General features: G+C 59.1%; 17 protein-coding genes, 1 tRNA gene and 2 rRNA genes (1 of these 20 cut by a window edge). 6 read left to right on the top strand and 14 right to left on the bottom strand.

Annotated elements, in window-relative coordinates:
- Positions 1–10: 10 nt before the first annotated feature.
- The 4 genes from CZ345_RS04645 to CZ345_RS04630 form a co-directional block, all read right to left on the bottom strand.
- The gene (locus tag CZ345_RS04645) at positions 11–667 is read right to left on the bottom strand and encodes a transglutaminase-like cysteine peptidase (protein WP_077072032.1); all 657 of its coding nucleotides are present in this window, start codon (positions 665–667) and stop codon (positions 11–13) included.
- A 131-nt stretch (positions 668–798) separates the two neighbouring features.
- Positions 799–2,163, bottom strand: coding sequence for a TolC family outer membrane protein (locus tag CZ345_RS04640; RefSeq protein ID WP_077072031.1), 1,365 nt, complete (start codon positions 2,161–2,163; stop codon positions 799–801).
- Between the two features lie 726 nt (positions 2,164–2,889).
- Positions 2,890–4,383, bottom strand: coding sequence for an HlyD family type I secretion periplasmic adaptor subunit (locus CZ345_RS04635; protein WP_239446613.1), 1,494 nt, complete (start codon positions 4,381–4,383; stop codon positions 2,890–2,892).
- Between the two features lie 66 nt (positions 4,384–4,449).
- Positions 4,450–6,843: a type I secretion system permease/ATPase gene (locus tag CZ345_RS04630; RefSeq protein WP_083717135.1), complete on the bottom strand. Its 2,394-nt coding sequence runs from the start codon at positions 6,841–6,843 to the stop codon at positions 4,450–4,452.
- Positions 6,844–7,417: 574 nt separating this feature from the next.
- On the opposite strand from CZ345_RS04630, the gene CZ345_RS04625 reads away from it, so the two are divergent.
- The 4 genes from CZ345_RS04625 to CZ345_RS16850 all read left to right on the top strand — a co-directional run bounded on the left by CZ345_RS04625 (position 7,418) and on the right by CZ345_RS16850 (position 11,370).
- Positions 7,418–9,046, top strand: coding sequence for an L-lactate permease (locus CZ345_RS04625; RefSeq protein WP_077072029.1), 1,629 nt, complete (start codon positions 7,418–7,420; stop codon positions 9,044–9,046).
- Between the two features lie 173 nt (positions 9,047–9,219).
- Entirely contained in the window at positions 9,220–9,693 is a 474-nt protein-coding gene (gene ahbB, locus CZ345_RS04620; RefSeq protein WP_083717134.1) for a siroheme decarboxylase subunit beta, read from the top strand.
- An 18-nt stretch (positions 9,694–9,711) separates the two neighbouring features.
- Positions 9,712–10,986 (top strand): glutamate-1-semialdehyde 2,1-aminomutase, encoded by a 1,275-nt coding sequence (gene hemL, locus CZ345_RS04615; RefSeq protein WP_077072028.1) that lies wholly within the window; start codon positions 9,712–9,714, stop codon positions 10,984–10,986.
- A gap of 210 nt (positions 10,987–11,196) precedes the next feature.
- Positions 11,197–11,370, top strand: a complete 174-nt coding sequence (locus tag CZ345_RS16850) for a hypothetical protein (protein WP_154674799.1) — start codon at positions 11,197–11,199, stop codon at positions 11,368–11,370.
- A gap of 80 nt (positions 11,371–11,450) precedes the next feature.
- On the opposite strand, the gene CZ345_RS04610 is transcribed toward CZ345_RS16850, so the two are convergent.
- The 8 genes from CZ345_RS04610 to CZ345_RS04570 form a co-directional block, all read right to left on the bottom strand.
- Positions 11,451–12,446, bottom strand: coding sequence for a D-alanyl-D-alanine carboxypeptidase family protein (locus CZ345_RS04610; RefSeq protein WP_077072027.1), 996 nt, complete (start codon positions 12,444–12,446; stop codon positions 11,451–11,453).
- Positions 12,447–12,683: 237 nt separating this feature from the next.
- Positions 12,684–13,280 carry an FmdE family protein gene (locus CZ345_RS04605; protein WP_077072026.1) on the bottom strand — a complete coding sequence of 199 codons (597 nt, stop codon included), beginning with the start codon at positions 13,278–13,280 and terminating at the stop codon, positions 12,684–12,686.
- A 343-nt stretch (positions 13,281–13,623) separates the two neighbouring features.
- Complete coding sequence (gene dnaJ, locus CZ345_RS04595) at positions 13,624–14,736, bottom strand: molecular chaperone DnaJ (RefSeq protein WP_077072024.1); 1,113 nt, start codon at positions 14,734–14,736, stop codon at positions 13,624–13,626.
- A 23-nt stretch (positions 14,737–14,759) separates the two neighbouring features.
- Complete coding sequence (gene rpoZ, locus CZ345_RS04590; RefSeq protein ID WP_077072023.1) at positions 14,760–14,996, bottom strand: DNA-directed RNA polymerase subunit omega; 237 nt, start codon at positions 14,994–14,996, stop codon at positions 14,760–14,762.
- Positions 14,997–15,214: 218 nt separating this feature from the next.
- Positions 15,215–18,322 (bottom strand): ribonuclease R, encoded by a 3,108-nt coding sequence (gene rnr, locus CZ345_RS04585; protein WP_083717147.1) that lies wholly within the window; start codon positions 18,320–18,322, stop codon positions 15,215–15,217.
- 58 nt (positions 18,323–18,380) lie between these two features.
- Positions 18,381–19,490: a tetraacyldisaccharide 4'-kinase gene (lpxK, locus tag CZ345_RS04580; protein ID WP_077072021.1), complete on the bottom strand. Its 1,110-nt coding sequence runs from the start codon at positions 19,488–19,490 to the stop codon at positions 18,381–18,383.
- A 283-nt stretch (positions 19,491–19,773) separates the two neighbouring features.
- A complete protein-coding gene (locus CZ345_RS16845; protein WP_154674798.1) occupies positions 19,774–19,920 on the bottom strand; it encodes a hypothetical protein in 147 nt (48 codons plus the stop codon).
- 299 nt (positions 19,921–20,219) lie between these two features.
- On the bottom strand, positions 20,220–20,927 hold the full coding sequence (locus tag CZ345_RS04570; protein ID WP_077072019.1) for a Bax inhibitor-1/YccA family protein: 708 nt from the start codon (positions 20,925–20,927) through the stop codon (positions 20,220–20,222).
- A gap of 157 nt (positions 20,928–21,084) precedes the next feature.
- On the opposite strand from CZ345_RS04570, the gene CZ345_RS04565 reads away from it, so the two are divergent.
- Positions 21,085–21,178: transfer RNA gene (locus CZ345_RS04565), tRNA-Sec, on the top strand.
- Between the two features lie 148 nt (positions 21,179–21,326).
- On the top strand, positions 21,327–21,665 hold the full coding sequence (locus tag CZ345_RS17670) for an Arm DNA-binding domain-containing protein (protein WP_077072018.1): 339 nt from the start codon (positions 21,327–21,329) through the stop codon (positions 21,663–21,665).
- Positions 21,666–22,077: 412 nt separating this feature from the next.
- On the opposite strand, the gene rrf is transcribed toward CZ345_RS17670, so the two are convergent.
- Both rrf and CZ345_RS04550 read right to left on the bottom strand, forming a co-directional pair.
- Positions 22,078–22,192, bottom strand: a 5S ribosomal RNA gene (gene rrf, locus CZ345_RS04555).
- Positions 22,193–22,240: 48 nt separating this feature from the next.
- Positions 22,241–24,659: ribosomal RNA gene (locus CZ345_RS04550) — 23S ribosomal RNA — on the bottom strand (it continues 493 nt past the right edge of the window).

The raw sequence follows: 24,659 nt of genomic DNA, 5'->3' as shown, positions 1-24,659 counted from the left end.
CCGCAGACTCTTAGCGTGGCTTCACATGAACCCAGCGGTATTTTTCATTCACCGAGAACTGCGGCGCATAGTTGCGCACGCGCTGCGCGGGGCGCACCGTCTCGGAAAGATTGTCCAGAATATAAATATCATCGCCGTCGTATACGGCAAGTACGGCATGGCCGATGTTGCGGATGGTTTCCCTCACCACCACGATGCGCATGTCGTCCACCGGCACGCCGAGAGCCTTCAGCGTGTAATACTTGACGATGCTGTAATCTTCACAGTCGCCCGACAATTTCAGAAACTCATAGGGCGCGGCCCAGTAGTCCGGTTTTCTGTAGGCTTCCTGATCGGTGCGGTACGGCCACTTGTTCCAGAATCTGTTGATGATATCAAGCTGTTCCCGGAGGGGCCGGCCTTCCGCCCTTTTCTTCAGATCCTTCCAGAGCGTGGAGGAATTGAAGCGGTTCTCATCAAAAAAAATCGGATTCTTGCCGTTCCTTTCCATGGCGGAAAGCCAGTTTTTCTGCTTTTTCAGATCCATCTGGAATTCCACCGTGCCGAAAAGACGCGGCTTCGCCTCCGCCGACGCGGCAAAAAGCGGAACGTATCCCACAGGACAGGCCACGCACAGCAACAATGCGAGCGTACGACCGACATATGCCATGTGCGCCGCGATACCCATGGATACTCCGCATCTCCCCCGTCCGTTCATTCTTGCTTCAGATTAATATTCAACGTCCGTCCCTGTAAAGCGCACGTCTCCCCACAGAAAGAAAAAAGCCGGGGAAAATCACCCCGGCCCTTTTCCTTGCCTTATTCGGGCATGGTGATGCTGTCGAGCGGCTCTGCGTCGTGGGGAGTCACCTTGAGCATGTCGGTGCTGATGCCGAGGTCGGGCAGCAGATTGCCCGCGAGGGCCTTCATGCGGTAGGCCGCAATGAGGGTGTTGCCGAGCGCCGTGGCCGCCTGGGTGGAGGAATTGAACAGTTCGTTTTCCGCATCCAGCACGTCGAGCAGGCTGCGCTCGCCGAGCACGAACTGCTCTTCGTAGGCGCTGCGCGTGGTCTTGTTGTATTCTATGGCTTCGCGGTAATGCTCAAGCTGCTTCTGCGCGGAAAGGAACTGCGTCCAGCTTTCCTCCACACTGAGCTTGAGATCGTCCATGTAATCATAAAGCACCTGACGGCTCTGGCGGATGCGGGCCGCGGCGGCCTTGCTTTCCGCCACGTCCGCGCCGCTGTTGAACAGGTTCCAGCGTACCACGGCGGCCACGCCCACTTCCGCGGTCCACAGTTCGCTCTTGCCGTCGCGGTCGGAATACGAAGGCCCGGCCTCAAGGCTGAGGGTGGGGCTGTAGGCGGAACGCACCTGTTCGCGGACGGCCGTGGCGGCCTTCACGTCTTCCAGATACGCGGCGACCTTGGGATTGCCCTTGCGGGCGGCCTTGAGCACTTCCTCCGCATCCTTGAACATCTTGCCGGGCATGTTCACGGGGCCGAGGTTCATGGCGGAGTGGCCGGTAAGGCGGGTATAGGTGTCTTCACCTATGCGCAGGGAGGCCTGCGCCTCGGTAAGCGTGGAGCGTGCGCGGGAAAGACGGCTCTGCGCCTGCGAAACGTCGGCCATGGTATCCACACCCTGAGCCTCACGTTCCCGGGCCTTGGCAAGAATATCCTCATGGCTCGCCACATTTTCCTGGGCAAGTTTGTAAATCTGCTGGCGGCGCAGCACGTCCACATGGGCGATGATGGCGTCGAGCGCAAGGGTGTTCGCGTTGTCCAGCACGCGGTGATCCAGAGAACGGTAGGTGGCCTCGGCCTCGCGCACGCGCCCCCTGGTGAGCCAGCCGTCCCACAAGGGCTGGGTGACCAGCAGCGATGCGGAAGAATAGGGAGCGACATCATTATATCCGTAGGAACGGGTCGTGCTGTCGGTGAGCTTGCCGAAGCCGCCGCGGGCGGTAAGGTCCACCCTCGGCCCGTATCCGGCCCTGGCGCGATCCACCTCATGACCGGCGGCGCTGCGGTTTTCCTGAATGGCCTTGAGGGAGTTGTTGGTTCTCAGCATGGACTCGATGGATTCCTTCAGAGGAATGGAAGCGTCCTTCGCTGCCTGGGCGGGGCCGCAGAGCATGAGACCGAGGCAGCCGGAAACAAACAGGGTGAACATCGTTTTCATAAAAAGCCCTCCAGCAGGCTCTTTGCTGCAATCCTTTCCCAAAGGAAGAAAGGGGATTAAATGGTGCAGCGGAGACATGTTTCCGCAAACGACATGCGGAGCTCGAAGCCCCGCGTTCCCTTCCCCGCTTCCGCAATTTTCATGCGCAGCCCATCGCGAAACGTGAGAATCATAGAAACGATACCCTACCGTGCCAGAGCGCGCAAGCAAAATAAAAAAATCCTCCCGGGAAAGCCCTCTTCCCGGAAGTTTTTCATCACAACGGAGTATTTTTTTCGCCTGAACGAATCTTACTTCTTGTCATTCATACTCTTCCGCAGCACATCACCGTTTCCCGGTCTGTCATTTTAAACATTATAACATGAAAAATATCTGTAATTATTGAAAACACAGAATCGCTTCATATCCCTTGCAAAAAATACGTCCACCGTGCATATTTTTATCGCGCGCGTATTCATCCGTCGGCCGACGACGTGATTTTCCCTGCCGTGAACGCACAGGATGCGGAATATACAGGCCATGCGTCATGCAGGGCCTTCCCCCATTCATCCTCCCCGCATGTGTGCCCGGGCAGGCAAAGGGGCCAGTCTCCGGCCTCTCGTCCCTTCCGGCCCCGGACGGCGTCCGGCGGTAACGGCCCCGCCATGCGCCGAAGTACGAAAAAGGCGCATGACCGCGTTGCGCGCCACACGCCTTTTCCGCAGAAACATCCCTGCGCCGGAAAAACTACTTTTCCCGCAGCGCGTTCTGCTTGGCCTTGAGTATGGGCTTGAGCAGATAATCCAGCACGGTCTTCTTGCCCGTCATGATGTCCACGGTGGTCATCATGCCGGGCATGATGGGCAATTCCTCGTCGTGGTAGAGAATGGCCGTTTTCGAGGTGCGCACCTTGACCTGATAGTAAAACTCGCCGCGCTTGTCTTCTATGGTATCGGCGCTGATCTGCTCCAGCACGCCGTCGAGGCCGCCGTAGATGGAATAGTCGTAGGCCGAAACCTTGACCATGGCCTTCTGGCCGGGGTGCAGGAACGCCACGTCCGCCGGACGGACGCGGGCTTCCACCAGAAGCGTGTCGTCCAGCGGCACGATTTCCATGATGGGTTCGCCGGGCTTGACCACGCCGCCCACGGTGTTGATGTAGATCTTCTTCACGGTACCGCGCACCGGAGAACGCAGTTCCGTTCTGGTCACACGGTCGCTGCCGGCGGAAAGCCCCTCCCGCAAGGAGGCCAGTTCCAGACTGCGCTTGTTGATTTCCTCCATGAGCGCGGCATCGAGTTCCGCCTTGCGCAGGTTCATGCGGTGTTCCGCTTCGCTGGCCGCAGCCTCCGCACGGGGAATGGAAACCGTAAGCGTGTCGATTTCGCCCTGGGCCTGTACCGCCCGTTCCTGCAGTTCCAGATACTGCACGCGGGAATAGCTGCGCTTTTCCAGAAGAGGCGCGGCGATATTGAGCTGCTGCCGTATCAGCGCAAGGCTCCGGGTGAGCTGATCCTTGCGGGAAAGCTGTTCCTTCACCTCCTGACGACGCTGCTCGGCCTGAGCCATGAGCACCTGAAGCTCGGATTCCCGCTGACGCTGATGCACGGTGAAGGTTTCCCGCTGCACTATGGTGAGCCTGCGGCCCTGCTCAAGCTGTTCTTCGGTGAGCGTATAGCCCGTGCCCCGCTCCAGCCAGGAACGCAGATCCGCCGGCCACTCCAGGGGCGTTCCCGAAACGGAGGCGCGCAGGCGCCGTATGGCGATGAGGTTCTCCATGGCCTTGTACAGCATGTCGCGCAGATTGCTTTCGGCCATTTCGTTGTTCAGGCGGGCGAGCACGTCGTTTTTTTCCACGATCTGCCCCTCGTACACGTCCACCCCGCTCAGAATGCCGCCCTCAAGGTTCTGGATGATCTGCGTACGGGAGGAAGGCACCACCTGTCCTTCCGCGCGGGTGACTTCATCCAGCGTGGCGAATCCCGCCCAGACGATGAACGCGGCAAAAAACAGAAACACGCCCGCGGAAAGCCAGCGGGCCTTTTTCGTAGGACGACGGGCCAGGGCCGCTTCCACTTCGGCCGCATAGGGCAGATCTTCGGGAAGCAGCTTGCTGGAAAGGGAAACCGGCTCAAAAAGGCTTTGCGCGAGCCGGGGAGCGGGCGCGCCCTGATCGGGAACGCCGCCGAATTCCGGGGGAAGATCCGGCCGTTCGCCGGACATCTTTTTTTTCTCATCCATGGGAAAAAGCTCCCTTCTAAGGCATTGTACGATTCGGGAAAGGCGTCCGGTGCACGGAGGACAAACTCATGCTCTTCCCCCTTTCCCCGCTCCGGGCGTGTTCCCCGCCGGTTCCGCATGTTCCGCGGGCCTTGCGGCCGCACCTGCGGGAGAAACTCTGATCCGGCCGCTCTGCGCAGCCGGACGCGTCTGCGTTCCCTGTCCTGCGGAAGATGCGGCCGCGCCGTTCTTTTCCGCCGCCTGAACCGGGGCTGCGTTTTCCTTCGTACCCGTCGATGCGGCGCGTCCGGGCCTCTGCCGCTCCTGCAGCTTTTTGAGCACGGCATCGCGCGGGCCGTCCATGAGCACCCTGCCCGCCTCCATGACGATGAGTCTGTCCACGATGCGGAGCATACTGAGTCTGTGCGTAATGAGAATAAGGGTCTTGTCGCCCAGAATGGGAGCAAGGCGCTGCTGTACGAGGCGTTCGGAATCCACGTCCATATTGCTGGTGGGTTCGTCGAGAATGAGCACGTCGGGGTCGCGCACCAGCGCGCGGGCAAGCCCCACGGCCTGCCGCTGACCGCCGGAAAGATTGCGCCCCTGTTCGCCTACCTGCGCGCCGTAGCCCGCGGGGTGCCCCCTCACGATGTCGGACACGCCGGAAACGGCGGAGGCGCGCAGAATGAGATGGTCGTTGATGGTGGGATCGCCGAGGGCGATGTTGTCCCTTATCGTACCGTAGAACAGAACGACCTCCTGCGGCAGAAAACCCACGCGGCTGCGCAGGTCGGCCGTGGCAAGCTGCCGTATATCCACCCCGCCGAAGGAAACGGAACCTTCCTGCGGAGCATAAAGCCCGATGAGAAGCTTGCCCAGGGAACTTTTGCCCGAACCCATTCTGCCGATGATGCCCACCTTCTCGCCCGGGCGTATGCGCAGGCTCACGCCGTTCAATGCGGGCTTCTGCGCGCCGGGATAGGCAAAGCTCACGTTCTCCATGACGAAGTCGCAGGACAGGGAGCCGAAATCCATGCAGGCGGACTGATCCTGATTTTCCGACGGCAGCTCCATGAGCGTATCCAGCGCCTTGAGCGACACGCGGGAATTCTGCAGCCGGGTGAGCAGGGAGGCGAGCTGCAGAAGCGGCGCCATGATGCGGCCCACGAGAATGTTGCAGCCGATGAGTCCGCCCATGCTCATCTCCCCTTCGCCTATGCGGTACACGCCCCAGATGACCATGCCCACCGTCACCATCTGCGTGACGAAGGTGGCGAAACTCACGGCGCGGGTGCTGTACTTGCGCGCCTCGTTGGACGACTGGGCGGAAATACCGGCCACGGCTTCCCACAGACGCTGCATACTGCTTTCGGCCATGCAGCCCTTCACGGTTTCAAGACCGTTCACCATCTCCACAAGCAGCGCATTCTTCTGCATGTTGTGGCGGTAGCTTTTCTCCGCGCTCCGGCGCGCGGCCATCTGCAGATAGACGCCCACGCCGAGCAGCACGGGCACGGCAATGAGGGGCAGCGCTACGAGCGGCCCGCCTATGAAGGCCAGCAGCGCAAAAAACAGCACGAGAAAGGGGAGATCTATGCAGGCAAGAAAGGTGGTGGAACTGAAGAATTCGCGCAGCGATTCAAATTCCCGCAGATTGTTCACCAGCGCGCCCGTGGATTCCGGCTTGGCGTCCATACGCATGGAAAGCACCTTGTCGATGAGCTTGCTGGAAAGCACCACGTCCGCATTGCGCCCCGCAAGATCCACAAAATGGCTGCGCATGGTCCGCAGAAGAAAGTCGAACACATACGCGAGCGTCACGCCCGCCGCGAGCACCCACAGCGTTTCGTAGGCGTTGTTGGGAATGACTCTGTCGTACACGTTCATGACGAAAAGGGAACTGGCCACGGCAATGGTGTTCACCACCACGCTTGCCAGGGCCACATGCCGGTAGATGGGCATGTAAAACCGCAGCACGTCCCAGAACCAGCGCCGGGTCTCCTTACGCCGCACGGGTTCGCTGCGGGCGTCAGCCCTGCTCTCCAGCGCGCCGAACACGGCGTAGCCGGAATACTGTTCCTCCAGTTCCGTGCGGGACATGGTCTGCACTTCGTCGCCGAGTTCCGGCAGAATGACGGAGGCGCGTTCCCCGTCCAGCTTCGTAAGCACGCAGGAACAGTCGCCCTTCAGAAGCAGAATACAGGGCAGCGTAAGGGGAGAAATGTCGTCGAGCTTCGGGCGGTACATCACCCGGCCCTTCAGCCCCGCCCGTTCCGCCGCGCGCAGGCAGGCCCCGGCGCTTATCTTTTCGGAACCGGCAAGTCCGGCCAGCAGAAACTGAGGGGAAACATGCCTGCCTTTCAGCCGTATGAGCGTGGAAAGGCTGCGCAGAAGCGCAGGCATGAAATCCACTTCCGACGGGGAAAGAGAAACCGCACCCGGATGAGCCGGAGCGCTGACCGATACTGGGGACTCACTCATGACGCACCTCTTCCGGCAAGCCGTGAGGCATGCCCGAATCAGGTTTTAATAGGTACGGGCAAACGGTGTCAATGCCGATTCTCTTTTCTCTTCTTATGTTGCGGAACAACCCGCCCCGTCTGCGCGGCGAAAACGTACGGCAGCGTCCGCAGGAAAGGTCTTCCGCCGGAACATGCTTCCGTTCCCTTTCCGCCCCGCGGAATGCCGGACATGCGCCGCCATGTTGTTATAATAATCACAATAGGGAAATATTCCGAAATTTTCTTCCAACCACCTTTCATAAAACATTTTTTAAAAAAACAACCGTAATCTTCCCCCCATGCCGCCCCGGCGCCTCCCCCAACGTTTTTTCATCATTTATACAAACAATACCGCATGATAAGAAAAATCTGCCGCTTCTTTTCCCGTTTCATCGTTATTAAAATTTCAATATCCATTGTTTCTTTTTACGCTTGCCGCATAATACTTGCGAAGACTTTTTATTTTTTATAAGCATAAAATTACAGGTATATTCCGATACATCCCGAAGGAAATATCTGCTGCGCCGATCACTTTAATTTCATGGGGGAAAGCCATGGCGTGGACTCAAGTCTATGATCCCGTTGTCAGCGAGGTCGTCTCCGCATGCATTGCGGCCATACCGCTCATCATCCTGCTCTACATGCTGGCCATAAAACGCGCCAAGGGGCACATCGCCGCACTGGCGGGCCTTGCGTCGGCATTTATCATTGCCGTTCTCGTATGGCGTATGCCCATTGTCACGGCCATAAGCTCCGTGGGCCTCGGTGTTGCCAACGGCCTGTTCCCCATTATCTGGATCGTCATCACGGCCGTGTGGGTCTACAACATGACCGTGGAATCGGGTGAATTCGAAATCATCAAGGATTCTCTGGCCCGTGTGACGCCCGACCGTCGTCTCCAGACCATCTTCATCGCCTTCGCCTTCGGCTCCTTCCTGGAAGGTACCGCCGGCTTCGGCACTCCCGTGGCCATCACGGCGGCCATGCTCGCCGGACTGGGCTTCAACCCCATCTACGGCGCGGGCCTCTGCCTCATCGCCAACACCGCGCCCGTGGCCTTCGGCGCCATCGGCGCCCCCGTGCTCACCGCCGCCAGCGTGTCCGGCATGGACGCCAACCTCATCAGCCAGGTGGCGGCGCGGCAGCTTCCCTTCCTCGCCATCATCATTCCCTTCTGGCTCAGCATCGTCATGTGCGGCTTCCGCCGTTCCATGGAAATTCTGCCCGCCATTCTCGTGGCCGGTATCTGCTTTGCCGGTGCGCAGTTCATTTTCGCCAACTATCACGGCCCCACCCTGCCCGACATCATGTCGGCCATCGCCACCATCGTAGGCCTGCTCGTGCTGCTGCGCTTCTGGAAGCCCGCCTCCATCTTCCGCTTTGCCGAAGATCCTGCGGTCAGCACCGACGGTCCCGGTTATTCCGGCAAGGTCGTGCTGCGCGCCTGGGGTCCCTACCTCATTCTCGCCGTCATGGTGTTCTTGTGGGGCCTGCCCCAGTTCAAGGCCGTTCTGAACGGCATTTCCGCGCCCAGCTTCGCCTGGCCGCTGCTTGACGGCATGGTCAACCGCGCCGCTCCCATCGTGGCCTCGGAAGCACCCTACGCCGCCGTGTTCACCTTCGGCTGGGTTTCCGCCGGCGGTACCGCCATCCTGCTTTCCGGCTTCATTGCCGTGCCCCTCATGCCCGGCTATTCCTACGCGAAGGCCGTGAAGTGCTTCTTCACCACCCTGCATCAGCTTCGCTTCCCCATCCTCACCATCGCTAGCGTGCTCGGTCTGGCCTTCCTCATGAACTATGCAGGCATGAGCTCCACCCTGGGCCTCGCCTTCACCAAGACCGGCAGCTTCTTCCCGTTCTTTGCCCCGCTCATCGGCTGGCTGGGCGTGTTCCTCACCGGTTCGGACACCTCCTCCAACGCCCTGTTCTGCAGTATGCAGCACACCACCGCCACCGCCGTGGGCATTCCGCCCGAACTTGCCGTGGCCTCCAACGCCGTGGGCGGCGTAACCGGCAAGATGATCTCTCCCCAGTCCATCAGCGTGGCCACCTCCGCCACCAACATGGTGGGGCAGGAAGGCAATCTGTTCCGCTTCGCTCTCGGTCACAGTATTGCGCTCACCCTTATTCTCTGCGTCCTTGCCTATTGTCAGGCAGGATTCTTGAGCTGGATGCTTCCGTAAGAAGGAAGACGGGCATCGCATGGAATTTCCATGCGGTCCTTGCGGGAACCGTTCCGGGGGGTCGGGCGGTTCCCGCTCTTTTTTTCCGCACGGGGACAAAGCCCGGCTTCCCTTGCTTCCGACGCATCCTGCGGCTATACTGCCCGTCGTATTTCACTTTTACGGGGATTGCCATGGAATTTACGGAAAAGGAACAGGCCATACTGCGCATCGTGCAGAAAAACATTCCCGATTCTCTCACCCCTTACGCGGATATCGCCGCCTCCGCAGGCTGCACGGAAGAAGAAGTGCTGAACCTGCTTTCCCGGCTTAAAGAATCGGGCGCGATACGCCGTTTCGGAGCCAGCATCAAGCATCAGCGCACGGGCTGGGTGCACAACGCCATGGTGGCCTGGATCGCTTCCCCGGAAGAAGTGGAGGAAGCCGGGCGCACGGCGGCGGAACATCCGCGCATATCCCACTGCTATTACCGCCCCAGCCGCTATCCGGCATGGCCCTACACCTTCTACACCATGATTCACGGCAAAAGCGAGCAGGACTGCCTCGACGTGGTGGAAGAGCTGCGGCGCACCACGACGCTGAAGGAATGCATGGTGCTCGAAAGCCTGAAGGAACTGAAGAAAATCTCCATGACGTATTTCGCATAGCCGCAACAGGAGCAAGATATGAATACCCAGCGTTCCCATGAACTTTTCGCTCACGCCCAGCAGATCATTCCCGGCGGCGTGAACAGCCCCGTCCGTGCCTGCCGCAACGTACACGCCGACCCGCTGTTCATCGCCGAAGCGAAGGGTTCCCGCCTCATCACCGCCGACGGCGGACAGTTCATCGACTTTCTCGGCTCCTGGGGTCCCATGCTGGTGGGCCATGCGCACCCTGAGGTAACGGAAGCCATCTGCCGCGCCGCCGCCCGGGGCACCAGCTACGGAGCGCCCTGCGAAGACGAGGTGCGCCTTGCCGAAGAGGTCTGTTCCGCCCTGCCCTCCGTGGAAATGGTGCGTATGGTCAACTCCGGCACCGAAGCCACCATGAGCGCCCTGCGCCTTGCCCGCGGCGTCACCGGCCGCGACAAGATGATCAAGTTCATCGGCGGCTACCACGGCCACGGCGACGCCTTTCTCGCCAGCGCCGGTTCCGGCGTGGCCACCTTCTCCATTCCCGGTACGCCGGGCGTGCCTGCAAGCACCGTGGCCGACACTCTGCTTGCGCCCTACAACGACCTTGAAGCCGTCAAAGCCCTGTTCGAAGCCTGGCCGGATCAGATAGCCGCGCTCTTCGTGGAACCCGTGGCCGGCAACATGGGCCTCATGCTGCCGCAGCCCGGCTTCCTGGAAGGCCTGCGGGAGCTGTGCACCAGATACGGCGCGCTTCTCGTGTTCGACGAAGTGATCACCGGATTCCGTCTCTCCTACGGCGGCGCTCAGGAACGCTTCCACATCATGCCCGACCTCACCACCTTCGGCAAAATCATCGGCGGCGGCCTGCCCGTGGGCGCCTACGGCGGCAGGGCCGACCTCATGCGCCACATCGCCCCGGAAGGGGAGGTCTACCAGGCCGGAACGCTGTCGGGCAACCCGCTGGCCATGGCCGCAGGCCTCGCCACGCTGAATATTCTCAAACATGCCGATTACGCTGCTCTGGAAGCGCGCGTAGACGCCTTCGTCACGGAACTGGAACGCATCCTGCGCGAGAAGGGCGTACCTGTGCAGATTCCGCATATCGCCTCCCTGTTCACCGTGTACTTCACCCATGCTCCGCTGCGGGACTTCGCCAGCGTACAGACCACGGATCAGAAGCTTTTTGAAAGCTTCTACAAGCAGATGCGCGAACAGGGCATCTTCATGGCGCCTTCGGCCTTTGAAGCCAACATGCTTTCCTTCGCTCACAGCGACGAAGACTTCGCCCGTGCGCTGGAAGCCGCGCGCCATGTGAAGTTCTGAGACTTTTCCCTCCGAAAGATTCCGCAGGGCCGGCAAGGCTGCGCCCCGGCCGGAATCCGAGGGAAGCATCCATGAACGGGGCGGAACATGTCCGCCCCTTTTTTCCGGGCGGACGGAACGGCCCCATGCCCCCCTCAACCCTTGCCGCACCGGACCGGACAGGCGGGGAAACAACGCCCGCGGACATCCTCAACATCCGGCAGGTTCCGTATGCATGGATTTTTGTTCGTCATCGTCATCCTTGCGGCCGTCGCCGTGTTTTTCGGCGGACGCGGCGGCGCAAGGGCGGGGCTGAATATCCCGAAAAGCGCGCTTCTTCCCCTCTGCGCAGCAGCACTTATTCTCGCCTTCTGGCTACTGCACCGGCTGTGGCATCATTACTGAAAAAATCACACCCCGCGAACAAAGACCGGAAAACAGGCCTGCCATGCCCGCTTTCCGGTCTCTTTTTCACCTGAAGCCTCTTACTGTTTCGACTTCTTTCTCGTAGACTGCCGCTTGTCGGCCGCCGCCGATTTTCTGGAAGGCGACTTGCTCTTCTTCACCTTCTTCGTCGTATAGCTGGAAGATTTCTTGAGCTGGGCGGCCTGCTTCTTGGAAACGCCCAGTTCCGCAATGGCGGTACTTCTTTTCTTGGATACGGCGCTGAAGCCCGCATTGAGCAGGCGGCGTGCCTCCGCCGCTCGAACGCCCGTATTGGGGGCCCCCAGAATGACGGCGATGAGCTTATGGCCGTTTCTGCGCGCCGTGGCGATGATGTTGTACCCCGCCGCCGTCACCCAGCCCGTTTTCAACCCGTCCAGCCCGGGATAGTTGCCTACCAGCGGGTTATGGTTCGGTTCCCTGCGGCCGTTGTGGGTAACGGAACGCGCAAGGTGATAGCGCCGGGCCACGGGATAATGGGCCTGATAGGCACGGGCCAGCTTGAGCATGTCGCGCGCAGTGGTGACCTGCCCCTTGGCGGGCAGACCGTGAACATTGACGAAGCGGGTATTCTTCATGCCGAGCCGCCGGGCAAGCGAATTCATGCGGCTGACGAAGGCGGAAGTGGAACCTGCCACATGTTCGGCAACAGCCACGCTGGCGTCATTGCCCGAGGCCACGGCCATGCCGTAAAAAAGCTTGTCGAGAGTGAGCCTCTCCCCGGAGCGCAGGCCGAAACGGGAACCGCCGGTACGGGCGGCATTGGCACTCACCTTCACCATTCTGTTATAGTCCGTCTTCCGGGCGCTGATGGCGTTCATGGCCACATACATGGAAATGACCTTGGTGAGGGAAGCCGGGGGGATTTTCATGTCCGCCCGCTGTTCATAAAGAATACGCCCCGTGGTCACATCCATGAGAATGGCGCTCTTGGCATTGATGGGACCTGCCAGAGCAGGAACAGAGCACAGCAGACAGCAGGCAAAAGAAAGAACAACGGCCAAACGGAACAGGAGGGGAAGGCGACGCATGGGCATGATATTCCTGAGCAGTGAAATTGCGCCTTCCAGACTGCGGCTTCCGAGGAAACGGAGATGGGCGGCACGTTCCCGGGAAGGCGTTCCCGGGAAGGGGTGTGACGAACACCTTGTGAATTTTTTAGACAATTTTTTTCCCGGCGGCAAGCCTGCAACCCTTTTCTGAAACAATTAACCCGTGAAACATGCCCGTACGAGGACCGCTTCACGGGTATCTTCCGCCCGGCCGAGCTGCGGCTATCCTTCCGCCTCATGCCTCACCGCAGGCAGACGCGGGACATAGGGCGAGCGGCCCGCGCAGGCGCGGCACAAGGGGCCCATCCATGCAGGATGCGCTTCTCCGCAGCCTATGCAGAGCGTCATGACGTCACGGGGAGCTTCTTCCAGAAAAACGTCCTTCATCTGTACGGCGGACGCGGAAAAAAGGGAAATCCCCGCCTTGCGGATCTCATGTTCCAGACGCAGCAGTTCCTTGTCGTCTCTGCAATCCTCTCCCAGCGCCCAGCGCCTGATATGGGGCCAGCCTGCGGTTTTAGCCGCGTCAAGATGCACGCGCACGCCCCTGCCGCCCTGAACACGGTACAGCGTAAGGGCGAAACGGCCGAGTTCGAACACATGCAGTCGTCCGTTGCCCGCCGTACAGGCCGTAAGCAGCTGTACCGCATCCGGCAGATCACGGGCGGTTTCGCACAGGGCATGGTAATGCTGCGTTCTGCCCATGGAATGCAGGGCAAGTTCCACCATGGAACATCCCAGCATCAGCCCCGGGGAAGCACATCCGTGGAATTCACGGGCCTTTTCCAGAAAATCATCGTACGAGAAGAAAGCTGTCATGACTGCTGCGCTCGTGTTGAAGGTTGACCAGGACAAAGCGTACAAGGCCTTTTCTCCGTTTTAAAACGCCTTCCCGTATTTGTGTATGATAGAGCTGTTTATTTTTCGCCTCTCTGCCGTCAGATGAACAGAAGTTCCGCACGGCAAGGTTCCCTCTTTCTCGGAAAGACGGCCAAAATGCCCTGACGCCCTTCTGCCCCGCCCCGCTTCAGACGGAGCATGTCCGCATTGCAAAAGACCGGGCTTCCCCTGCAGGTACGGAAGAAGGCCATGCGCCCCTTCGCGACGCAAAAAAGGCCGCCTCCCGGAGGGAGACGGCCTTTTTTGCTCAAACGGAGCGGAATTATTCCATGCCCATGGCTTTTTTCACCTTGTCGAACAGGCCGGACTTGCTCTGTTCTTCGCTGATGCGCTCAAACTCGCGCAGCAGCTTTTCCTGCTCTGCGGAAAGCCTGGTGGGCGTCTTCACCACAATGCGGACAAGCAGATCGCCGGTACGCTTTTCTCCGGGGTATTTGAGTCCCTTGCCGCGAATCTGGAACACCTTGCCGTTCTGCGAGCCCTTGGGAATATCGAGATCCAGCGTTTCCCCGTCGTTGATGCTGGGAATCTGAATGCGGGTACCCAGCGCCGCCTGGGGGAAGGTGATGGTGGCGGTGTAGATGAGGTCCTGATCCTCGCGTTCGAAGACGTCGTCCTCCTCCACATGCAGAACCACATACAAATCCCCGGGAGGCCCGCCGTGCACGCCCATTTCCCCTTCGCCGCGCAGGCGCAGACGCGCCCCGTCGTACACGCCGGCGGGAATCCGCACCGAAAGTTCACGCACGGTTTCCACAATGCCTTCCCCTTTGCAGCGGGGGCAGGGCTTGGGAATGGTAAAGCCGCGGCCGTGGCAGGCGGGGCAGGGCTGGACGAACTGCATGAAGCCCTGACGGATGGCCACCTGACCGCTGCCGCCGCACTTTTTGCACGTCTCGCGGGAAGACCCCTTGGCTGCGCCGGAGCCGTTGCAGTCCGGGCAGGAGACATGGCGGGGAATCTTGATGGCCTTTTCTATGCCCCTGGCCGCTTCACGGAAGGAAATGGTCAGATTGTAGCGCAGATCATCGCCCTGCTGAGGACGCGGACCGCGGGAACGGCTGCCGCCGAAACCGAACAGATCGCCGAACACGTCGCCGAACTGGGCGAAGATATCTTCGGCGCTGTTGAAGCCCGCACCGCCCATGCCCGGTTCGGCGGTACCGAAACGGTCGTAATTGGCGCGGCGCTCGGGATTGCGCAGGACATCGTAGGCTTCGGCGGCTTCCTTGAACTTCTGTTCCGCCTCGGGATTGTTCGGATTATGGTCGGGATGATACTTGAGCGCCAGCTTGCGGTAGGCACGCTTGATCTCATCCTCCGAAGCATCCCTGGCGACGCCCAGAACTTCGTAATAATCGCGCTTGCTGCTCATGGGAGTTTTCCGAAAAACAAGACTTAATCGTCAAGGTCGGGCGTGGTTTCGCCTTCCACGGGAGTATAGAAGCGCTTGTCTTCGGGCAGCACCTTGCCGGCGGCGATTTCGCGCAGGGCCGTCACCACTTCCTTGTTCTTGCTGTCCACCAGAGGTTCGTAGCCTTCGCGGAACTGGCGCACGCGCTTGATGGCCATCTGCACGAGCAGAAAACGGTTGTCTACGCGGCGCTGGCAATCTTCTACGGTAATACGGGCCATGAAATGCCTCCAGGAAGTTTATCCGGGACAAGCCGGGTGATATCGGAAACAGGTAAATACGTGCCCCTGAACGGAGTACGGAGAGAAAATAAAACTTCGGCATTATGCCGAACCATCTTTTTTATCTAAGGCGTCATGTATTGTCAACATGTTAAGCCCACACCCCGGCGGGAGAAGGCCCGCACGGGAGGAGCCCGCGCAATGCGGGCCCCCGAAGTTTATTTTCTGCGTTTTCCGAAACGGTGCACGGGCCTTTCCGGCTCCGTATGAATGGCGAAGAAATCGTCGGGCGCCCCGTGGAAGTCCTCGCGCTCCCCGCGGGCACGGGACGGACGGCCGCGGTGCGGCGCATGATCGCGGAAGGAACGTTCTTCCCCGTCATGGAAGCGGGAAGGTTTCCTCCCCTCCTCAAAACGGGGGCGGGACGTGCGGAAAGGCCTTCCTTCGCCGTCGCGGCGGGAAAAACGGCGCTCCCCGCCCCTTTCCAGGAAGGGACGCTCTCTGCGGGCAACCCCCTCCTCCCGTTCCTCACGGGAAAAACGGCCGTGTTTTTCTTCCCGCGCGCCATCGCGGAAGGAATCTTCGCGACGGAAACGCTCATCTTCCTCAAAGCGGGGGCGTCTTTCCTCATGACGGAAACGGGGACGGGACGGCCGGAAAGACCTTTCCTCTCCTTCATGCCGGGAGAAACGGCGCTCTTCCCCTTCCTCGGCGGAAAAACGGTCCTCTCTTCTGCGGAACGAACGTTCCTCACGGCGGAAAGGCGCTTCCGCGTCCTGCTCGAAACGCTTTCTGCCGGGACGGAACGACGTTCTGAAGCCATGTTCACGCTCCGGCGAAGCGCCCTGTTCCCTGCTCCGCTCCTCATCCCGGAAGGGACGTTCCTCCCGTCTCGGACGGGACTCAAAACGGCTCCGGCCGCGAAGTTCCTTTTCTCCGCCTTCGGAACCGTCATCCCCCCAGGCGTCGGAGGCGTAGCGCATCCTGCGCTTCAGCTCTTCCTCATCCCTGCGGGGACGCAGGCCCTTTCTTCCCGCAAAGGCGCGGCGGCCCGTACGGCGTTCTCCGCCGTCCCTGTCTTCAAAGCGGGCGCGTCTCGGCGCGCTTTCGTCACGCTTGCGGCGGAAGGGGCGACGCCCTTCCTCGTCTTCCTTTTTATATTCCAAGTCTATCTCCAGTCGGCCGACATGCACGCCGGCAAGTTTTACGGTCACTCGCTGTCCCAGGCGGAAGGTCTCGCCGCCGTGCTCGCCGCGAAGTTCCTGCCTGTCTTCATCAAACACATAATAATCGCGGCCCAGCGTCTCCACGCGCACCATGCCTTCCACAGGCATACCGTCCAGCTCCACAAAGAAGCCGAAATTCATGACGCCGCTGATGACGCCCCCGAAATATTCCCCGGTACGTCCCTGCAGCAGCAGGCAGCCCATGCGCCGGTTGATTTCCCGTTCCGCATCGGTGGCGGCCCGTTCCCGTCCGTTGCACTGTTCCGCCACTTCCAGAAGCTTGTGTCCAGCGGGAATGGCCCCGCCCGTATCGAGCCCGAGAACATAACGCAGAGCGCGATGGTTCACAAGGTCGGCATAACGTCGTATGGGGGAGGTAAAATGGCAGTAACAGGGAGAAGCGAGGCCGAAATGCCCGTCCTCTTCCGGGGAATAGCGCGCCTGCATCATGGAACGCAGAGCAAGACGGTTGACAATGAAGGCCTGATCGGTACCCGCCGCCGCTTCCAGCACATGGGGAAGCCATACGGGCGTCCCCGCCTTGGCCGCGCGGGGCAGAGGCAGCTCGGCATCCGTGCCGCGGAGAATATGATACAGCTCCTCCAGCCTGTCCGGCCCGGGGGAAGGATGAACGCGGTACAACAACGGCGCGTTATGCCTTGTCAGAAATTCGGCCACGGCCTCGTTGGCCCGCACCATGAAGGCTTCGATGAGCCTGTGGCTGAACAGCCTTTCGCGGTTGCGTATGCCCGTCACGCGGGAAGAGCCGTTCACTTCCTCCACCACGAATTCCGCTTCCGGCAGGTCGAAATCCAAAGCGCCCTGCCGGCGCCGACGCTCCATGAGCACGTCGGCCAGCTCCGCCGCCTCCCTCAGCATGGCGGGCACGCCCGGAGCGCGCTCCTCCACGGCAAGGGCGGCTTCGCAGCCGGGATCATCCAGAACGGCCTGAACCTCGCGGTAGGTCAGGCGTGCGCGGGACATCATCACCGCATTGGAAAAATGCGTGTCCGTCAGAGTGCCCTGAGCGTCCAGAGCCATGTCCACGGCCATGCAGCGCCGCTGCTCCTGCGGTCTCAGGCTGCATACGCCGTTGCACAGCGCCTCCGGCAGCATGGGTTCCACAGACATGGGGAAGTAATAGGAATTGCCGCGTTCGCGCGCCTCTCTGTCCAGCGCCGTTCTCGGCCGGACATAATAAGATACGTCGGCAATGGCCACCAGCAGCCTCCAGCCATCCGCCGTGCGGCGGACGCATACGGCATCGTCGAAATCACGGGCGTCCTCGCCGTCTATGGTGACCAGCATCTCCCCGCGAAGATCCGTCAGACCGCTCATGTCGGTCTTCCGGGCCGCTTCTTCGGCCTCGGCCACGACATTGTCGGGAAACTCCGTGGGAATGCCGTTGTTCAGCTTGGTGAAACGCTCCTGCACCTCGGCATCGTTTTCCAGACCGAGGGAGGCGAGGGCCCGCCCCTCCCACAGGGGACGCTTTCCGTCATCGCCCAGCCTGTCGCCCATGGCGATTCGCAGAAGCTCCTGCTCCTCGGGCTTCTTTTCCAGTGCCGAAATATCGGCGATCACGTCAAAGCCCAGGCGGGAATCTGCGGGACGACACAGCGCGGTGTGCTCCAACGTGCCCTCACGCAGCACGCGGGCCACGATTTCCGTATGACCGCGCCGCACCACCTCCACGACACGGCCCTCCTGCCCCCTGTGCGCGCCGCGCTTCATGGGAAGAAGCATGACTTCCACCACATCGCCGTTCCAGGCATCGCCCACATGTTCCGGGGCGATGTAAATATCCTGCCCCGTTCTCGCGGCCGCATCCTCCGGCGTGACGAAGGCTGCACCGGAACGCTGCACGGAAAGAACGCCGCGCCGTGTCTTCAGTTTTCCCGCCGGCACAAAGCTGCCGCCTTCCAGGCGTACCAGCCCGCCTTCCTGAACAAGGCCGTGCAGTTCCTCCAGTATATCCCGCTTGAGTCTGCGGGAAAACGCGCCGAGGCGCAGAATATCGTCGAGCCGCAACGGACGGCCAGCGCGTTCGAGCAGAGTAAGAAGCTGCTCTTTCGTTACCATATCAACTTGTTTTTTCATGATATATTCCTGTACTTCCGGGGAATCCGCCCAGCGGTCACCTTCCCGGAGGCACATATCAAAAATGCGGGCAGAGACGGCTGAGCTGCTCTTCCCACCAGGTTTCAAAATCGGAAACGTTTTCTTCCCCCACACTCAGAGAAGCAAAAAAGCGTGCCGATACTTCCAGCGAAAAACAGGGAAGCGGAAGGGAAAACGCCGCCAGCTTCACGGCATCCTTGCCGGTACAGACAATGGGCAGCGCCAGAGCACGGAGTTTTTCCGCTTCTTTTCTAAAATCGTGATGATCGGGAAAGGCCAGTACCTTTTCCGGCCCGCGGCCGAGAAAGGATACCGTCGTATGCAGCGCCTGCGACGGATCACCAATACCGCAGAGAAAAACATACGGTCCGTCGACGACGGAAGGGCCGAGAATATCGCTTTGTGCCGTATGCTCTCCCACGGGGCGCAGCCCCGCAGGCTCCATGCAGAAAGCAAATACGGGCCGGGGAAATGCTTCGAGTCTTGTCTTCAGCGCAGGTACCAGCTCCGGCCATTCCGCAGGTTCCGCCTTGATGAGGAAGGCCGCAGCACTCTGCAGCGCAGAAACGGGCTCACGCCAGCTTCCCGCAGGAATGATTCTGTTCCAGTTGGAAGGCGGACGCCCCGGCGCAGGGCTGAAACGCACATCGTCCTTATCAAGCAGTACGAGATCAAGGTCGCGCCCGGTGGAAAGATGCTGGAATCCGTCGTCCAGCAGATACATATCCGGGGGAGACTCCTTTTCCAGAAAGCGGCCCGCACGATTACGGTCAGGGTCCACCATGACTACGGCTTCGGGATGGCGCATCGCCAGCATGAGCGGCTCATCCCCGCATTCCGCAGCGGCCATGCCGCTGTTCACCTTCAGGGGAAGGTGAGACGGACGCGCCCCGTAGCCCCGGGTAAGAACGGCCACGCGCAGACCGCGTTTTCCGGCATGACTGAGCAGCCAGTCCGTCACCGGAGTCTTGCCTGTGCCGCCCCAGGAAATATTGCCTATGGATACGCAGGGGTGCGGCGGCTTCCAGCATCCGGTCATGCCCCGCTTTGCCAGAGCACGCCTGCAGAGACCTCCCAGACCGTAAAGCAGGGAAAGAGGCAGCAGGAGAGGAAAAAGTATATTCTGAAGAGGATGGCGCTTCGCCATGGCAACACCGACGGGAACAGTTTCATCCACGGCCGGCGTTTGCCGACCGCATCCATGTCCGGCGAAAACGCCGTATGGCCTCGCCCTTCGTCGCCGGGAAAGTCCGATACATGCATCCCTCAGGCCAGGACCTGAATGTTTCGCTTTCCCGAAAAAGCCTGAGCCGTTGTCACATAAAAAGAAAAACGTCCGGCGCGGACAGCCGGGGCGTTTTTTTTGATATCCCGTATCCCTGGACGAGCGTTGCTTTTACGGCGGCAGAACCTGCGGTTCCGGGAAAGCCCTACTTCTGTTCGCCGCACTCACGCCGAGCGGAGGCGTCGTTGTTCATGGATTTCCTGTCCGTACTTTCCGGCCTGAACATGACGGAACGCCGCCTGTCGCTGCATCTGTCCATGGTCACGCCGGAATCCCCTCCGGCCGCCGTCATAAAAACAGGTCTCCGAGCCGCGCTTCACCGCGAACAATACGGCCACATGCCTTTCCGCGCTTCCCCCCAAAAAATCTCCGGGGAGGCAGGATAAGCCTAAAAAGCTCTCCCGCCTTCATCATGGAGCGCCCCTTCACGCTCCTTACGGCAAGCTCTGCGTAAAACGCGTTTTCCAGGCAAACCTTGCGTCTTCGATGCGCTCCGCATGACCCGCAGAAAAAATGCCCCGATAAAGGCGGTACTCGAGGCTCTTCAGAAAAGGGAGAAGAAGGCCGCAGCATACTGCGGCCTTCCTGAAATCAGCTGTTGCGGTTGCCGAAGAGGCGCAGCAGGAAGAGGAACATGTTGATGAAGTCAAGGTACAGCGTAAGCGCGCCGAGCAACGCACCGCGACGCATGGCCAGGCTGTCGTCCACAGGAGCGCTTTCGCCCATGATGCGGAGCTTCTGGGTATCAAAAGCGGTAAGCCCCGTGAAGATGATCACACCAAGCACGCTGATGGTGAGATCAACGGCGGTATTGCCGATGAAGGCGTTCACCAGGCTGGCCAGCAGAATACCCCACAGGCCCATCATGAGGAAGCTTCCCATACCGGACAGATCACGCCTGGTCACCATGCCGAACACGCTCATGCCGCCGAACATACCGGCGGTCACGATGAAGGCCTGAGCCACGGAAGCGCCGGTGTACACCAGAAGCACCGGGCCGAGGAAGACGCCCATGAGCGCGGAATAAAGCAGGAAGAGTCCGGTGGCCGTTCCCGCGGAAAGGCGATGAATCCGGGCCGTGATGTACATGGACAGCCCGATGATGCCCACCATGAGCAGAATCATCATGATGGTGTTGGTGAACAGAAACTGCATGATGGCCATATTGGAAGCGGTGAACACAGCCGCAAAGGCCGTGACGCCCAGCGCGGCCGTCATCCACAGATAGACCTGCTGCATGTAGACGGCGACATTGGAGCGCCCGTAGCTCTGCACCTGGTCACGAGACGTATTGTTCATAAAAATTTCCTCCCGAAGGAATTGATGACACGGTTTACCGCAAAACTCTGCGGATTCATTTTCACAATAAGGCTTCTTCCCCCATATTGCAAGATGAACGGAGGAAAGAATATGCCAAGGGTTGACGGGCAGGCCGCTTTTGCCTATTTTTTCCAGCGGAGGCGTCTCGTAACCGGTGTTGCGCCTGGTCTTCAAAACCAGTGTCAGGCTGAGAGGTCTGAGGTAGGTTCGACTCCTATACGCTTCCGCCATTATTTCCGTCATAAAGCTCCATAAAGCTTCAAACGCCTTGTGGGGCTTTACTTTTTTTCTTTTTCTCCGTTTCATAACCTCCCATGATGTCGCTATACATGGCACTAAAAAGGTGCCATTTTTAGTGCCACATTCCTATTTTTCCCGATGGCACTATCGGAAATGGCACTACAGGGGGAAGCCATGGCACTGACTGACACGGCCCTGCGGGAACTGCACCGACGAGCAAAGAGAGGCGAAAAGGTTCCCATGAAGTCCGATGGTGGAGGCCTCAACTTTCAGGATGGAAAATATTGGCGTTTCACCTTCTACTTTGCCGGAAAACAGAAGACGCTTGCCCGGGGAGTGTACCCGGATGTTTCATTGAACGCGGCACGGCTGGCGAGGGACAAGGCACGGGCGATTCCAGGGCATAGGACATATGCCACAAAAAAGACGGGCTGGCAGGAACGGGCGTGCGGAAAAGGAACCTTCCCTGACGATTGAGCACATGCCGCAAACAATACGAAAAAAGACGCGCATCATGCGCCCGTAAGGAAATACGACACCTTTCGGGCGTTATCTTCTCTTTTTTCAGAGCTTCCCCCTCTCCCGCACAAACGCGCCGTGTCCGGCCCCCCGGGTTCCGGCAACCGGAGCCGCCGTCCCCCAAGGCCGTGCACGCTTTCCCCTCGGAGCATACGGCCCCATCTGCCTTTCCCCTTTGCCCACCGCGTTTTGCCGCGCAGGAAAACGCCGGAACATACCGACAGGTTTCGACAGTACCGCCCGTGTGCTTTCCAGACCGGTTTCATCGGGGATGAGAAAAACAAAAAGCCCCGCAGGCGGCGCAGGGGTGCGCAGCCCGCAGGGCTTTAAACGACGAAAGGCTCCTGAAAAGGAGCCTTTCCAAAGATAACCTTGGCATCGGCCTACTTTCCCACGTAAAAATGCGCAGTATCATGGGCGATGAAGCGCTTAACTTCCGAGTTCGGAATGGGATCGGGTGTACCCGCTTCTCTATGGACACCAAGGAAATTTGTCCAAATATATAATTGACAGGGATGAGAGAGGTTTATGAGAGAAACAAGCCGCACGGGCTATTAGTATTGGTCAGCTGAGCGCCTCGCAGCGCTTACACCTCCAACCTATCAACCGGATCGTCTATCCGGGCCCTTCAGGTCTTGCGACAGGGAATACTTATCTTAAGGCAGGCTTCCCGCTTAGATGCTTTCAGCGGTTATCCCTTCCATACATAGCTACCCTGCTATGCCGTTGGCACGACAACAGGTCCACCAGTGGTATGTCCATCCCGGTCCTCTCGTACTAGGGACAGGCCCTTTCAATATTCCTTCGCCCACAGAAGATAGGGACCAAACTGTCTCACGACGTTTTAAACCCAGCTCGCGTACCACTTTAAACGGCGAACAGCCGTACCCTTGGGACCTGCTTCAGCCCCAGGATGTGATGAGCCGACATCGAGGTGCCAAACCGCATCGTCGATATGAACTCTTGGATGCGATCAGCCTGTTATCCCCGGCGTACCTTTTATCCAATGAGCGATGGCCCTTCCATGCGGGACCACCGGATCACTAACGCCGACTTTCGTCTCTGCTCGAGATGTCTCTCTTGCAGTCAAGCTCCCTTATGCGTTTGCACTCGACGGCTGGTTTCCGAACAGCCTGAGGGAACCTTTGCGTGCCTCCGTTACAATTTAGGAGGCGACCGCCCCAGTCAAACTACCCACCAGACACTGTCTTCCAACAGGATAACTGTATGGAGTTAGGATCTTAGACATACAAGGGTGGTATTTCAACAGTGCCTCCCCCCATACTGGCGTACAGGGTTCACAGGCTCCCACCTATCCTACACATGTAGGGCCAAAATCCAATGTCAAGCTATAGTAAAGGTGCACAGGGTCTTTCCGTCTTTCTGCGGGTACACGGCATTTTCACCGCGACTTCAATTTCACCGAGCTTCTGGCCGAGACAGTGTGGAGATCGTTACGCCATTCGTGCAGGTCGGAACTTACCCGACAAGGAATTTCGCTACCTTAGGACCGTTATAGTTACGGCCGCCGTTTACCGGGGCTTCAATTCAAGGCTTCGCTTGCGCTGACCTCTCCTTTTAACCTTCCGGCACCGGGCAGGCGTCAGTCCGTATACGTCGTCTTGCGACTTCGCACAGACCTATGTTTTTAGTAAACAGTCGCCACCACCAATTCACTGCGGCTCCCTCGTGCTTGCATAGTAAATAAACTCACACAGAGGAGCACCCCTTCTTCCGAAGTTACGGGGTCATTTTGCCGAGTTCCTTAGCCAGAATTCTCTCGAGCGCCTTGGATTATTCATCCCACCCACCTGAGTTGGTTTCGAGTACGGTTCACATGAACTAAACTTAGAAGCTTTTCTTGGCAGTGTAGACTCAATGACTTCCGCCTTGCGGCTCGGACTCGTGTCTCGGATAGAGAAAGCGGATTTGCCTGCTTTCCATTCCTACACACTTGCACCGGGACAACCAACACCCGGATCACCTATCTTACTGCGTCCCTCCATCGCACATCCATGCAAGTACGGGAATATTAACCCGTTTTCCATCAGATACGGCTTTCGCCCTCTCCTTAGGGACCGACTAACCCTGGGAAGATTAACTTTACCCAGGAAACCTTGGGTTTTCGGCGAACAGGTTTTTCACCTGTTTTATCGTTACTCATGTCAGCATAATCACTTCTCAGAAGTCCACCATGGTTTTCACCACAGCTTCAGCCCGCTGAGAACGCTCCCCTACCAGATGTCATAAAGACAAATCCGAAGCTTCGGCTCCATACTTAGCCCCGTTACATTTTCGGCGCAGAATCATTAGACCAGTGAGCTATTACGCTTTCTTTAAACGATGGCTGCTTCTAAGCCAACGTCCTGGCTGTCTAAACAACTCCACCACCTTCACCACTGAGTATGGAATTGGAGGCCTTAGCTGTCGATCTGGGCTCTTACCCTTTCGACGACGGACCTTAGCACCCGCCGTCTGACTCCCAGGGTACATTTATTCGGCATTCAGAGTTTGATAAGGTTTGGTAATCTGGTAGGACCCCTAGCCTTGTCAGTGCTTTACCTCCGATAAACAATCCCTGAGGCTATACCTCAATATATTTCGGGGAGAACCAGCTATCACCGGGTTTGATTGGCCTTTCACCCCTATCCACAAGTCATCCAAATCGTTTTCAGCCGATACTGGTTCGGTCCTCCACAAGGCTTTACCCTTGCTTCAACCTGCTCATGGATAGATCACCCGGTTTCGGGTCTAATCCGCTGTACTCATTCGCCCTCTTCAGACTCGCTTTCGCTTCGGCTCCGCTCTCGCTTAACCTTGCACAACAGATTAACTCGCTGACTCATTATGCAAAAGGCACATGGTCACAGTCGTCAGAACTGCTCCCACAGCTTGTAAGCAACAGGTTTCAGATTCTATTTCACTCCCCTGACAGGGGTTCTTTTCACCTTT

The sequence above is a fragment of the Mailhella massiliensis genome, from assembly GCF_900155525.1.
GTDB lineage: Bacteria > Desulfobacterota > Desulfovibrionia > Desulfovibrionales > Desulfovibrionaceae > Mailhella > Mailhella massiliensis.
Note: the sequence above shows the minus strand (reverse complement) of the source record. Positions and strands in the feature narration are given on the sequence as shown.

Coding starts and splice junctions, on each gene's coding strand:
- CZ345_RS04645 (WP_077072032.1), bottom strand. CDS start 667: ATGGGTATCGCGGCGCACATGGCATATGTCGGTCGTACGCTCGCATTG.
- CZ345_RS04640 (WP_077072031.1), bottom strand. CDS start 2,163: ATGAAAACGATGTTCACCCTGTTTGTTTCCGGCTGCCTCGGTCTCATG.
- CZ345_RS04635 (WP_239446613.1), bottom strand. CDS start 4,383: ATGGATGAGAAAAAAAAGATGTCCGGCGAACGGCCGGATCTTCCCCCG.
- CZ345_RS04630 (WP_083717135.1), bottom strand. CDS start 6,843: ATGAGTGAGTCCCCAGTATCGGTCAGCGCTCCGGCTCATCCGGGTGCG.
- CZ345_RS04625 (WP_077072029.1), top strand. CDS start 7,418: ATGGCGTGGACTCAAGTCTATGATCCCGTTGTCAGCGAGGTCGTCTCC.
- ahbB (WP_083717134.1), top strand. CDS start 9,220: ATGGAATTTACGGAAAAGGAACAGGCCATACTGCGCATCGTGCAGAAA.
- hemL (WP_077072028.1), top strand. CDS start 9,712: ATGAATACCCAGCGTTCCCATGAACTTTTCGCTCACGCCCAGCAGATC.
- CZ345_RS16850 (WP_154674799.1), top strand. CDS start 11,197: ATGCATGGATTTTTGTTCGTCATCGTCATCCTTGCGGCCGTCGCCGTG.
- CZ345_RS04610 (WP_077072027.1), bottom strand. CDS start 12,446: ATGCCCATGCGTCGCCTTCCCCTCCTGTTCCGTTTGGCCGTTGTTCTT.
- CZ345_RS04605 (WP_077072026.1), bottom strand. CDS start 13,280: ATGACAGCTTTCTTCTCGTACGATGATTTTCTGGAAAAGGCCCGTGAA.
- dnaJ (WP_077072024.1), bottom strand. CDS start 14,736: ATGAGCAGCAAGCGCGATTATTACGAAGTTCTGGGCGTCGCCAGGGAT.
- rpoZ (WP_077072023.1), bottom strand. CDS start 14,996: ATGGCCCGTATTACCGTAGAAGATTGCCAGCGCCGCGTAGACAACCGT.
- rnr (WP_083717147.1), bottom strand. CDS start 18,322: ATGAAAAAACAAGTTGATATGGTAACGAAAGAGCAGCTTCTTACTCTG.
- lpxK (WP_077072021.1), bottom strand. CDS start 19,490: ATGGCGAAGCGCCATCCTCTTCAGAATATACTTTTTCCTCTCCTGCTG.
- CZ345_RS16845 (WP_154674798.1), bottom strand. CDS start 19,920: ATGACGGCGGCCGGAGGGGATTCCGGCGTGACCATGGACAGATGCAGC.
- CZ345_RS04570 (WP_077072019.1), bottom strand. CDS start 20,927: ATGAACAATACGTCTCGTGACCAGGTGCAGAGCTACGGGCGCTCCAAT.
- CZ345_RS17670 (WP_077072018.1), top strand. CDS start 21,327: ATGGCACTATCGGAAATGGCACTACAGGGGGAAGCCATGGCACTGACT.